11 protein-coding genes are annotated in these 12823 nt (G+C 41.7%); 3 read left to right on the forward strand and 8 right to left on the reverse strand.

Annotated elements, in window-relative coordinates; all coding sequences use genetic code 11:
- Positions 1–41 precede the first annotated feature (41 nt).
- Positions 42–320 (forward strand): Trm112 family protein, encoded by a 279-nt coding sequence (locus tag AAFH98_RS06045; protein WP_342521795.1) that lies wholly within the window; start codon positions 42–44, stop codon positions 318–320.
- Between the two features lie 170 nt (positions 321–490).
- Here AAFH98_RS06045 and ettA read toward each other — a convergent pair whose 3' ends face one another.
- Both ettA and AAFH98_RS06055 read right to left on the reverse strand, forming a co-directional pair.
- Entirely contained in the window at positions 491–2161 is a 1671-nt protein-coding gene (gene ettA, locus AAFH98_RS06050; protein WP_342521796.1) for an energy-dependent translational throttle protein EttA, read from the reverse strand.
- Between the two features lie 602 nt (positions 2162–2763).
- Positions 2764–3234: a YehS family protein gene (locus tag AAFH98_RS06055; RefSeq protein WP_342521797.1), complete on the reverse strand. Its 471-nt coding sequence runs from the start codon at positions 3232–3234 to the stop codon at positions 2764–2766.
- Between the two features lie 177 nt (positions 3235–3411).
- Between AAFH98_RS06055 and AAFH98_RS06060 the strand changes: the two genes are divergently transcribed.
- The gene (locus AAFH98_RS06060) at positions 3412–3615 is read left to right on the forward strand and encodes a DUF3185 family protein (RefSeq protein WP_342521798.1); all 204 of its coding nucleotides are present in this window, start codon (positions 3412–3414) and stop codon (positions 3613–3615) included.
- Positions 3616–4434: 819 nt separating this feature from the next.
- On the opposite strand, the gene AAFH98_RS06065 is transcribed toward AAFH98_RS06060, so the two are convergent.
- The 6 genes from AAFH98_RS06065 to AAFH98_RS06090 all read right to left on the reverse strand — a co-directional run bounded on the left by AAFH98_RS06065 (position 4435) and on the right by AAFH98_RS06090 (position 11726).
- Positions 4435–5571: a Fic family protein gene (locus AAFH98_RS06065; protein WP_342521799.1), complete on the reverse strand. Its 1137-nt coding sequence runs from the start codon at positions 5569–5571 to the stop codon at positions 4435–4437.
- Positions 5572–6135: 564 nt separating this feature from the next.
- On the reverse strand, positions 6136–6654 hold the full coding sequence (locus tag AAFH98_RS06070; RefSeq protein ID WP_342521800.1) for a hypothetical protein: 519 nt from the start codon (positions 6652–6654) through the stop codon (positions 6136–6138).
- Between the two features lie 317 nt (positions 6655–6971).
- On the reverse strand, positions 6972–9023 hold the full coding sequence (locus AAFH98_RS06075; RefSeq protein ID WP_342521801.1) for an AAA family ATPase: 2052 nt from the start codon (positions 9021–9023) through the stop codon (positions 6972–6974).
- Positions 9024–9028: 5 nt separating this feature from the next.
- The gene (locus AAFH98_RS06080) at positions 9029–9511 is read right to left on the reverse strand and encodes a hypothetical protein (protein WP_342521802.1); all 483 of its coding nucleotides are present in this window, start codon (positions 9509–9511) and stop codon (positions 9029–9031) included.
- A gap of 12 nt (positions 9512–9523) precedes the next feature.
- Positions 9524–10429: a hypothetical protein gene (locus AAFH98_RS06085; RefSeq protein ID WP_342521803.1), complete on the reverse strand. Its 906-nt coding sequence runs from the start codon at positions 10427–10429 to the stop codon at positions 9524–9526.
- Between the two features lie 406 nt (positions 10430–10835).
- Complete coding sequence (locus tag AAFH98_RS06090) at positions 10836–11726, reverse strand: HNH endonuclease (protein WP_342521804.1); 891 nt, start codon at positions 11724–11726, stop codon at positions 10836–10838.
- A 145-nt stretch (positions 11727–11871) separates the two neighbouring features.
- Here AAFH98_RS06090 and AAFH98_RS06095 point away from each other — a divergent pair, with 145 nt between their 5' ends.
- On the forward strand, positions 11872–12759 hold the full coding sequence (locus AAFH98_RS06095) for a phosphorothioated DNA-binding restriction endonuclease (RefSeq protein ID WP_342521805.1): 888 nt from the start codon (positions 11872–11874) through the stop codon (positions 12757–12759).
- The last annotated feature ends 64 nt before the right edge of the window (positions 12760–12823 follow it).

Here is a 12823-nt window from a genome sequence, read left to right on the forward strand (position 1 = left end):
GATTGCTTTTATTTTTTTAATTAGTTGCAAAAAGAAGACCTATGACAAAAGAACTGTTAGAAAAACTGTGCTGCCCGATCGATAAGCACGATTTAGATGCAAATATTATTAATGAAAGGGAGGACGGTGAAATCCTGGAGGGACTCCTGAGCTGTCCTGAATGCAACCGCTATTTCCCGGTGATCTATGGTATTCCTATTCTTATTCCCGATGAATATCGCGATGAATCCATGGAAAAACCGCTGCTTAAAAAGTGGGGCTATGAGCTTGCTGAAGGGGAAGATTCAGCGTTGCCACTGTTGGCAGAAAGTGAGAGGTAATTTAAGCACTAAGCATTTTAGGTTCCGCAGCTAAGTTATGGAACCAGATTGAAAGAAGGGGGCTGAGTTAGCATTACTGGAGAAGAAGAGCAATTAGGAACTTAGAATTAAGAATGGTGGATAGGTTATACCCATTAATTCTTAATTCCTCATTCCCAATTCCTTATTAACTAATCACGCATCAGCTTTTTGTACTGTACGCGTTCAGGATGGTATTTTGAACCCAACCTTTTTTCTCGATTCTCTTCGTATTCTGAATAGTTGCCCTCAAACCAATACACTTGGCTGTTGCCCTCAAATGCCAGCATGTGTGTAGCAATACGATCCAAGAACCAGCGGTCGTGCGAAATAACCACTGCACAGCCTGCAAAATCGAGCAATGCTTCTTCCAGTGCTCGCAATGTGTGGACATCCAGGTCATTGGTTGGCTCATCCAAGAGCAATACATTCGATTCTTGTTTGAGCATCTTAGCCAAGTGGACGCGGTTTCGTTCTCCACCCGAAATTTCGCTGCATCGCTTCTGCTGATCGCTCCCACTGAAGTTAAACCGAGCCGTATAAGCACGTGAATTCATCTCACGGTTGCCCAGCTTAACGGTGTCTTTGCCGCCCGAAATTTCCTCCCAAATGGTCTTTTCGGGATCCAGCGGTCGTTTCTGATTTACGTATCCAAGCTCAACACTTTCACCAGTTTCAATGGTACCACTGTCGGGCTCTTCTTCACCGGTAATCATTTTAAAGAGCGTAGATTTTCCTGCTCCATTGGGACCAATAACGCCTACGATGCCGCCCGGGGGCAGGCTGAAATTCATCTCCTCAATAAGCAGCCGATCCTCATAGCCCTTGGACACATCGTTTGCTTCAATTACTTTGTCCCCCAAGCGTGGGCCTTCAGGAATAAAGATCTCCATTTCCTCGCGCTGTTTCTTACGCTCTTCAGAAAGGAGTTCATTGTATTTATTAATGCGTGCTTTACTCTTAGACCGTCGCCCTTTGGGATTCTGTTGAATCCATTCCAGCTCTTTCTGCAAGGTCTTTTGCCGTTTGGACTCTTGTTTTTCTTCCTGTTCCAATCGTTTTTTCTTTTGGTCCAGCCAAGAGCTGTAGTTACCCTCAAAGGGGATGCCTTCTCCACGGTCGAGCTCCAGAATCCATCCCGCCACATTATCAAGAAAATAGCGGTCGTGTGTTACAGCGATCACCGTACCTTCATAGCGATCCAAGTGCTGTTCGAGCCAGGCCACCGATTCAGCATCGAGGTGATTAGTGGGTTCGTCGAGCAGAAGAACATCCGGCTTTTGGAGCAGCAGTCGGCACAGCGCTACGCGGCGCGCCTCCCCACCTGAAAGTACCTCCACCGACGTATCGCCGGGAGGGGTGCGCAGGGCATCCATCGCCTGATCCAGTTTGCTATCCAGATCCCAGGCACCGAGATGTTCAATCTTCTCCTGTAGTTTTTCCTGCTTTTCGATGAGCTTCTCAAAGTCGGCATCAGCTTCGCCGAAAGCAGCGTTGATCTCCTCATATTCATTCAGCAGATCGATCTGCTCCTGCACGCCTTCTTCGACAATCTCTTTGACGGTTTTATCGGGATTGAGTTTGGGCTCTTGGGGAAGCATCCCAAAAGTGATGCCTTTGTTGCGCGAAATTTTGCCCTGGTACTCGTCATCATTACCGGCAATAATATTTAACAGGGTACTTTTACCGGATCCATTGTTACCGAGCACGCCGATTTTAGCACCGTGAAAAAAGGAGAGGTAAATATCTTTTAGCACATAGTTGTTGGGCTTGTAAACCTTGCTTACGCCCTCCATTGAAAAAATGACTTTTTGATCACTCACTGTAACAGGATTTTTTTATTCGGGATTGTAAATGTAGGATGGATAGAATATCCGCTTAGTTTAAACGGTTAATATAAGGATAATGTGTGGGGAGTTAATAGCGGAAATTCTATTAAAATACTGTTGCAGGTCTATTAACTTTCTGGTCACGAAATACGGATGATATCTGAATATTTAGGTGCTATAAATTAATTTTTATCAATCCTCCTGTCCTCCTTCTCCCCCGAATTACTCGGGACAGGCAAGGAGGAACTCTGTATGTCAAAAAAATAGCTTAATCATCCATTTGAGAGGCTTTTAAAAGTCCCTCTTGGAGAAGAGGGATTTAGGGAGATTGAATTAACGCTAATTCGTTAGCGTTTGAATTTTACTTTTTGGGCTCTGATCAGGGAGGGGATAGTAACTTATCATAGATGATACAATGTCCTTTTTTTTGGTCACCAAAAAATGGACGAAAAAAGTGCTGGGGAATCGTAGATGTTGTTCTTTATATAATCGTAGGAAAAGTTTTCGTCTGCAACGTCAATTGCTTTTATAGATGGTTTCCCGCGATTCGTCCCGGATCCCCAGCAAAAAATCCCAATTAAAATTGAGTTTATGAATCAACTCCTTACTCGCTCCGTCAATCCCTTTAAAAAGTAGCGCAGAATCTGGTCGCCGCATTCGCGGTAATTTTCGTGTCCCTCGCGGCGGAACAGCGCACTCATCTCATGTTTGGAGATCGAAAATCCGCCTCGTTCCAGGGTATCATGCATATCTTTCTCGCGTAATTTAAAGGCGACCCGCAGTTTCTTGAGTACTATATTATTCGTAACCGGCGTTTTAATGGGGCGCGGCGGATGCTCTTTACTCCTGCCACGTTTGTAATAGATGAGCCCATCTAAAAAGTGGGCCATAAGTACATGACTGGTGTCTTCCCCCTTTTCCCCTTCGGGCAGATGTTGGAATTTGAAAATCGAAGCTACTTCTCCACGTTTGGGATTGTATCCGCGAAGTTTCAGGATATGTGCTATCTCACTATCGTTAATATCCAGCATGTGGCGGATACTTTGGATGACATCATCGTTACGCATAAGGTGGTAGGGAATCAGATGGAAATTAAATATGAAAACGCTGTCGAAAGGTACGGTTTTAAGCAGGACTTTCTAATTGATGTGGGATAGAAATAAGAATAATTGGCTATATGTAATTTTTAATTTATCGGGAATTTTGGTAGCGTTCAGTATGCCATTAACAAAATACCAGACATCATGAAGAAAGTTATATATGCAGTGCTACTTGTAGGTGGAATTTTATTGATTTATTTCGGATACGACGAATACCAATCACTGGGCTCAGAAATTGACCAGGCGATGGGCGGATCGGGTTCCAGTCAGGCCATTTGGATGCTCATAGGGGGTGCGGCAGCGACCATTGGGGGATTGGTGGGGCTGTTCCGGGGGAAGGTAGAATAACCGAACGAAGCAGGTCAAGAAATTACCTTTTATTACTATTGGGGCAACTTAGATTAACCAACAATAATGGTTGGATTTCCCTTTTTTGCCCCCATCAATGCTATGTTATCTCCTGCGCTAAAGCTTCGGAGATCAAGATAAATTCGTGGTACAATCTTGTTTTTTGGGATGAAAGAGGGGTATGCGTTGATCGTGCTATTCATTTTTTGTTATCAAAAAACGAATCAAAAAAGTACCGGGGGAATCGTAGATATTGTAGTATTTAAATTGTACAAAAAGGGATAGCTCATTCAACATGAGTCATTGTGCGAAGCTGATTTTTCGGGCCGATTCGCCCCGGCCCCCCCTGAAGAATAAACCGTAAAACCTTATCGCATATAGATACTTTTTCTTCGTTATTTTGATCTTCCCTTCGGGATAGCGGGAGATACTCGGTGTTGACCCCATCCCCGATGGGTCGGGGCAGGTTTTATTCTTCCCCTAAAAGTTGACCCTCTTTTGTTTTCTCCCTACGAAGCAGGGAGAAAAACTCGTTGATCAGGAATTTGAATCCTCTCCCTAACCATTAGGGAGAGGACAGGAGAGGGTCAGAATAGAGGGTATATAAAAATGGAAATTGTAATAAAAGAATCTGCCTCTCTAAAACGTTAGGGAGGGAATAAGGTCCCGCCGCTTCATAGCTTTAGCGACGTAGCGGTGGGGCAGAAAATAATGAGACCGAGTATAGGTAAGAGGATGATACCAACCTCAAAAAGTGGTAAAAGTAAGGTATGGGGTCTGGTTTGACCTTAACCCTGGTGCTCGTAATCCGGGCGGACCTTAAAATGTAAGGATCTGCTCCAGCTCACGATTGCGATAATAGTGACGTCCCTTGATCTCCCGTTTTTCCAGCACGCCCATCTCATCCAAGGTGTTTAGATAGCTGCGGGCCGTATTTTCTGCATACAGCCCGGCATCGGTGAGGTGACTTACCTTCGTAAATGGCTGGGTGAAGATGGCGTCAATAAGCTGGGCCGGACGCTGAAAATTCTGCTCCTGTTCCACGGCCTCTAAAATAGCTTCTTTGGCCTCCAGGATATCATTGACCTTGCGGTAGGTCAGCCGTGCCGTAGATTCCACCGCCTGAAGCATATACAATATCCAGGCCTCCCAATCCCCGCGCTGTGATACCCCTGCCAGCGTATCGTAATACTCCTGCTTGTGATCGATGACATAACGACTAAGGTAAAGAATGGGCAGCTCCAAAAGTCCCGCCTTTGTGAGGTAATGAATATTCAGGATGCGTCCCACACGACCGTTGCCATCGCGAAAGGGGTGGATGGCCTCAAACTGAAAGTGGGCAATAGCCATCTTTAACAGCGGTTCGTTGGGCGGGATGGAATCATTATTCAAAAACTGCGTCAGGTTCTCCAGCTTCTCTCGCAGTATCTCCTTACCCTTGGGCGGCGTGTATACTCGTTCGCCGGCATTGGGGCCGCTGCCCGCCTGACGAATATAGGTTGAGGCAAAAGGCGGACGAATGCCATCGCTGGCTTCTTTGATCTCCTGGTACAGGTTCACAAAATAATCCAGGTCGAAGGAACCGTGCTCTTTTAGATACTGGTGCCCCTCCCAGATGGCCTCCCGATAACGAAGCACTTCTTTGGTGGGGGATGATACATTATCATCGAACCGGCTGTCGCTGAATGCCTGGTAGAGATCATCGGTAGTGGTAAACACGTTTTCGATGGCGCTCGAATCCTTGGCCTCCTGCAAAGTAATACTGTTGATCAAGAGCGCTTGATTGGGGATGGCCACGCTGCGCCCCGCCAGAAGTCCCATCGCCTCCTTCGCTCGGCCCAGCTGCTCATAGATTTCAATGTTTTTATACAGTTCTTCATCAATGGGCAGCGGCGGCAGGTCGTTCCAGGGGGTATTGCGGTCGGGATTCGTGCGATAAAGGGGTTGTTGAGGCATTAAAATAGTTGTTATTTGAGGTATGGGTCGGTTTCTGCCCTCAACATAAGGGTTTTATGGGCCACATACATTAAAAATTATATTTTTTGATGTATGGGTTGTATTGACACCTTAATGGTGCGTTGAGATGGGTTGGTGAACCTTAATGTGAAACCAAATACCAGTTCCCCAATTCCCTCCACGGGAGGGCGTCGCCGCCCCATTATTACCAGAGATGAAAAACTCTCCTTATAAGGGCAGTGATATTCCCCTTACTATGACAGTGACACTATCATTATAAGGCCAATGACACTCCCCTTACTATGACGGTGATACTCCTCTTAATATGATAATGACATTGCTATTATAATGCCGGCAAAAAACAGGCTTCGGCATAGGTTTTAAAGGAAATACTTAACCTTTGCCATCCGGTGATGCTGACCTGCCTGTTTTTGATCTACCAGATGGTGAGGATTATTTTTGGGTTGGCACAGAGTCCAAGGGGTACGGCATTTAAAAACCATCAAGCTATACAATTCTTAGATGCAGATAAAACCATGGGGACACCACTTTACAACTCATTATTTAGTAATTGTCTTTTCCAACCTCCGGCTGGTCAAAGACTCGCTTGCCGAGCTCGCGTTCTTTTTTGGTGAGATAAGAACCCTGTCCTTTTTGGCGGTAAAATCGGCAGGCACGTCCGGTGATATAAAAGAGAAGAAAAACAAGCAGGGTAGCCATGATAGTTGCCAAAGGCTGACGGGTGATATTTTGATATACGGCCTCACCATAGGCCACTCCTTCGTTCAGTAATTCCATCACTCGGGTTATCGCATCTCCGCCGTAACGTTCGTTAAAGGTCGCAGCGGTAAGCGTGTTATAATCCTGAATGACGGTGCTGATATAGGTAAGCCGGTCGGGCCATCCTGCAATTTGATGCAGGACGTTCCCCATTGAGCCAAAGCCTGTAGCGAGCTTGCTGAAGAAAGATCCTCCGGCTCCCAGGACAATCAGGGCGATCACACCGGCAGCCAGTTTAAACAGGTATTCCAGCAGGAATAAAATGGGTTTGACAAAAAGGGTTCGTAAGCGAGATACATTCATAGGGCCTGACTGCTAAGATTCCAACGAGCGTATTTTATTCCGGAGAATTATCGGGATCCGGTATGATGGCATATTGTCCATCCAATATAGCAAAAATGTGCATTGGTGCCATTTTGGAGAGGTGTAATGAGCGGATGCTATGGTGAGTATTTGGTGCGGTGAATCGGGATGACAAGTTGTAGTTTTTTATTGCCTTGGAATGGATTACAATACAGTTTTTACCGTCGGTAATCGTTTAAACTTTTAACTCTTTTACTAAATATAGAACGATTAAGGGCTTGTTTATAGTCCCATAATTCACTGTTTCTTGTAACTTATTATTTCTCAAAATTTGGTTGGAAAATAAATTGAGAGTCAAAGTTAATTATTGTAGAATCTAAGCCTTTTGTCATTTCAAATACAGGCTCTTTGTCCTCACTTGTTGTAATAATTGTTTGGTTTTTATCCTCTTCTAAATTTGAACAAAACTTAAAAAATTGATAATAGTCTTCATGGTCAACTTCCTGTTGTCGGGGTTCATCAAAAAATGAAATTCCTAAGTGTTTTTGAGCAAACTCATTCGAGATACTTTGGATTGCAAGCATATAAGACCAGATTAACCTAATTCCATCACTGGCTGAGGTATCAAATGCTAATTCAATACCTTCTGCTGTTGGGCGGTAGTTTTCTAAAGAGATGCTTACTTCGTCTAGATTAGTACTTTTAAAACCAAACCTTTTTAATAGAGACTTAGTAGTATTTTTCAAAGAGGTCAACTTTTTATGATCAGTTTGAGACAAAAGGTCAGAAGGGAGTTCAGCCTCTCTAGATAATATCTTTGACCATTGAGCAGTAAGTTTTTCAAGATCTTTAAATTTTTCTAAAAAGTTTGATCTAGTTTTTTCATACAGGCTTAAATCATTTTTTAGTTCAATTAGTTTTCGAAGTTCAGCTTCACTAGGAATTCTACCATCCTGTAATATTTCACTTTTTAAATTCCTAATTTCAGTTCGCAAACCATTTATTTTGTCTTTTTTGTTTTTAACAGAGACTTCTTTGGCTTGAAGTGCATTTTCAGATTGGGAAATCAGTACCTTTATAGCTGATCTTTGTTGTTTTAAATATTCGATGTTGTCCTTGATCGACATAGGACTTCTTGTCTCAGTAGCTTGTGGATCTAACAAGCTGGAAGAAATTTTTTGAAGGCAGGTCGGGCAAGTCTCTTTCGCTACTGTACTATTTAAATCAGATGCATATTTTTGGATCTTGTGGGCATCTTGATTGTTTTTAATTTCTTCTTCAATTGTACTCAAACGCTTATGTAGTTTTTCTTTCTCCTTTTTCTCTGAAATATATTCTTCTCGATTTTTCTGATATGAAATTTCAAGAAGGAAAAGTTTGTCCTCAAGTTCATCAATCTTTTTGGAGAGTTTTTCTTTTTCCTGATCGGCATCTTCAATCTTTGGCTCTAACTCTTCTTTTTTCTGTTCAATTATTTCTCTAGTATTAATGATGTGTTGATTTAAATTAATCCAATCATCACCTTGTTCAATTAGCAAAATAGGCGATTCTTCAATATTAACCGTTGGTTTGGTAGGGATTTTCTTTACCATACAATCAATATATGAGGCAATGGATTTTAACTCGTCAATTGTACTCTTCCATTTATTTGAGATGCGATTTTTCTCGTAGGTTATTTCCTGTTTTAGCTTATAGTTTTTTGAGGCATCTAAACCGAGTAAATATTCAGTAGCTTGTTTCTTAGGATCGCGTATTCCAAAAATTGTGGGGGTAGTAGCTTGGATAGCAGCCCAACCTCTTTTTTGTTCTACGAAGTGCAAGGGCATCAAGCACTCCATATAAAGTTTTGTGCTCCTATCATCGTATCGGGGAACTTTGGGTAGCTCCCAGTCGAAAAAGTTTTCTAGAAATTTGTGAAACCCTTTAGGATTAGTAGCAGCTCCAGGATCATGTAAATAGAATTCTACTCTTTCTAAATGATTTTGATTATTCGATAATCTGAAACCTTTGTCAACTAGTACTAGACGATTATCATTTTCACTTTTTATAAATCTTTTTATTGTGATTTTTTCTCCTTGATGGTTGCTGATTTCTAATTCAACAAAAGATTCTAAAACATTTCTGCGGGTATTGTCATCTATTTTAATAGCTTCTTTTAAGGCAGGAACTAAGTTTAAACTCCCTTTTTTACCTTGGATAATAATTTCAAAACCAAGTGCATACAATATGCAATTTAGGCATGAGCTTTTTCCAGAGGTATTTTCAGCTCTAATAATGTTTAAACCTGAACCGAACTCAATATCAGTGCCAAACTTCTCCTCATTAGTGTGAATAGTAACTTTTAATCTGTGTAGATTAAGACGTTGCATATTTTCTATCCCGTTATTTTTTCAAAAATTACTTTGAGTTGTTTTTCTGAGACTCTTCGACCAATATTTTCAAGTCTTTCTAATTCTGTATTAAGAATATTTTCACTATCAATAATTTTATCAGCGAGTTCGATTCCATTTTCCGTAAGTTCTATTTTGCCATTGTTATCTATTGATAAAAATTTTTCAGATATCGCAAATTCTATTGTTCTGTTAATAGCTGGATCGAGGTGAATTGAATCCTCAGAAACAACGGTGCTAGAACTTACTATTTTGTGAAACTTTGCCAGATTTTCAGTTGAGGCAAATGCCCAATTAAAGAATTGTAGTTTAAGCACAGATGCTTTTTTTGCATAAGAGCATTTTTTAAGTACCAATAAAATAAATCCTAATTTTTTGAAGTATCTTAAACTAGAAGGAATTGAGATATTACTTCGATTTAGCTTAATATCTCCAATTGTATCAATTGGTATTAAATCTTCAATCATAAGTTCTTTAATTTAGAAGTTAAGAGGACATTGGCATAGCCAATAAGAAACTGTTCTCATTGATATGTGACGAGCTACGGCGTTAGATATTTGTCCTTCAAATTCTTGAACTAACTCCTTCCTAAAATCATTTGACGTTTCGATAATGAATTTTTTTGGAGAATCTTGTCCAAGGTTTGATTTCATTTGGACTTCTTGTTCCCAAGAATTTATCAGCTTTGTTAGTTCTTCGTGAAAGTCTGGTAGGTTTCTGTTTAAATCATCTAATAAAGCCTCGCCCTTAATCAAGGCTTCTATATTGTTATGTATATAATCTGTTTTCTTTTTTCTATCCTGAATAACCTTTGAAAGCTTATTCTCTAAATTAGAATAAAATTGGTTTCTAGACTTTTTCCATTGCTCAATTTCATCTTGATCAACATCAGGAATCTTCGGATCGAAAGTTAAGGAATTGACCTTATGAAGTTTTTGAATTTCAATTGTATAATTATTTTCAATTCTTAGTTCAATGTTGAAATTATCAACTTCAACATGTTTACAATTGCATTCTCTTACAAGTTCTTCCTTGTTTCGACAGTGTTTAATTAGGTCTTTGCTTTCATACTTAGGAGTTACAAATCTCCAAGTATGTATTTTGGATGGCCTGATAAGATTTAAAATATCGTCTTCATTACGTATGAGCTTTTTAATGTCTTGAGTTATTTTATTTCTCTGTCTCTCATAAAGTTCATCTGATGTTGGGTGTCCATCTGGACAATAACATTGAAAAGCAACACCACTTCGAGTGAACCCTTCAATACCTAAATCACCATCATACTTGGCTGGTACCTCTGTATAATCTGAAAATTTTATTTTAAGAATTTTGTGAACTAATTCTTCCCATTGGTTTCCATCAACTTCGCCCGTAAGTATTTTCATAAATAGTAATTAGTTAAACTCTTCCGAAAAGCCTCAAGTTATATTTAACCCATTCGTATGTTCCTGTAGAATTGGTTCTTACTTGATATAAGTTCTCTGTCTTTGCTTAGTGGGTGTAAATAACAACGAATGGAAATGTAAAGTGTATAGATTAGGTTGGCAATTAATAATTGTTTGTGCCAATAAAAAAAATGTGAGGGTTAAGTTGCTGTTTCTTGACATCTTACGGCAATATCTTATCGCTAATTGTGCCCAGGACTGGATTGCAATACAGTTTCACCGTCAAATATTGTTTAAACCTTTACCCCTTTTACCAAAAATAGCATGATTCAGGGCTTGTTTATAGCATTATAATTCACCGTTTTTATTAGTTTGGTTTTAGGAGGCTACCCTCCATGTTTTCTAATTAAATTTGCTTAAACTCTTGATACCTCACATCCAAAAACTCCTGCTTCGGCCAAGCTTTCTTAGATTTGGGCAATATTAATTTCTGGTCTTGCAGTTCCTGAATACCGTGTTTCAGCATGGGCCCATCGTTTTCACGTAGTACATCTTCTTTCACTTTTATTTGGTAATCTGGCGAAATGCCGATGATGTGTTGGTCAAAAGCGGCGTGATGAATCTTGCATAAGGCCAAACCATTGTTAACCGAAGGAATCCCTTCCTCTTCTTTGTCGCCGATAATATGAGCGGCATCCAAAAGCTCTTCATGTTTTAACTGGCAAAAGGCACACTGCGATTGGTAGGCCGCCATAACCCGCTCTCTGAATCCACGCTGGTGGAGTCGTCTTTTTACGGTTGAGGTAATGTAAGCCCGTCGGTATTTATTCTCTTCGTTGAGCTCGTTTTCTTCGTATTCAATTTCATACTGGTCGTCGGCCGCTACTTTAAAGGTCAGTGCATCGGGGTTGTCGCCAATTATATATACAGGCCATACGGCTAAGTATTTACTGGGCACAACGCCATGAAAGTAAATGAGTGGAATTTCTTCCTGCATACATTTTCGCAAGCCCACATTATCGCGGTGCATGGGGTCGGTACCACGATATTTATAAAGCAGGAAGTCATCTTCGTCAAAACTGTCTTTATAAGGGCCTTTGGGAGAGGTGGTTATGGTGAGCGGTAGATCCAGCTGCTTGGGTTTAAAAATTCCCTGTGGTGAAACTAATGGTATTCTTGTGTCTTTGAATTGGAACCCCTTAGCTAATTTATCCCGATTTAATACGTCCCCGTGCTTTTCCACTTGGTCTGTTAGCCAGTTAAAAGCCGCCAACCGTACTTGCTTGTCCAGATCCATTTTATAATTAACCGTTTAAAGAATCATTGATTCATACCACAGGTATTATACCTTTATTAGTTCAGAAATTCAGGGTGTTTAACATTTGATCTTTGCGACCCACTTTGTATATATGCACCTGATATGATGAAAAGACAAATTCGTAATGACCGAGCAAGAAATCCTAAATCATTTTCAATCGCTCACCGTCTGGAAAAGCGGTGACCGCCGGGCGCCCCACAAGCCCTTACTGGTGCTGTTAGCGATTGGATATTTGCAGAATGAGGATAAGCGACTGTTGCCGTATAAAGAGGTCGATCCCAAGCTCGAAGAATTGCTTACAGAATTCGGCACGCCGCGTAATTCTTCGGGTACGCAGTATCCATTTTGGAGGTTACGCAAAGATGATATCTGGGAAGTAGAGCGGGAAGATGAGTTATTGGTTAATGCCAGCGGAGATGTGAGGAAAACTGATTTACGGAATAAAGATATCCGGGCCGGATTCAAGCCGGAGGTGTATGAGTTTCTGAAAGAGCATCCGTCCGCAGTTAACAAGATCTGTTCGCAACTGCTTGATGCCCATTTTCCCGATACCATTCACGAAGATATTATCCATGAAACCGGACTAACACTCGGCGAGCAGGTGGTCAGCCGAAAGGAGCGCGATCCGCAGTTCAGGCACAATGTACTGCAGGCCTACCAGTATCGCTGCGCGGTCTGTGATTTCGACGTGCGGATGGGAGCGAAAACGCTCTGTATCGAGGCCGCACATATCAAATGGCACAGTGCCGGCGGACCGGATGAAGTGAATAACGGGATTGCCCTTTGCACCCTCCATCATAAACTGTTCGACCTGGGCGCCTTCACCCTTGACGAAGACCGGCAGTTCCTCGTATCAGAAAAGGTGGTGGGTACCGACGGTTTTGACCTGTGGCTGGGGCGATTTCATGGTGATCAGATCAGTAAACCGGTGCGGGCCGTATATGAGCCGAGCGTGGATTACATTGTCTGGAATCACGAGCAGGTGTTTAAGAGTCCGGGGCGGGTGTGTTAACCCCATCTTATTCTTCCCCTCCAAAGCAGGGGAAGAGACTCGTTGATCAGGAATTTGAATCTAT

Origin of the sequence: Fodinibius sp. Rm-B-1B1-1, from assembly GCF_038594945.1 — a bacterium.
Classification (GTDB): Bacteria; Bacteroidota; Rhodothermia; order Balneolales; family Balneolaceae; genus Fodinibius; species Fodinibius alkaliphilus.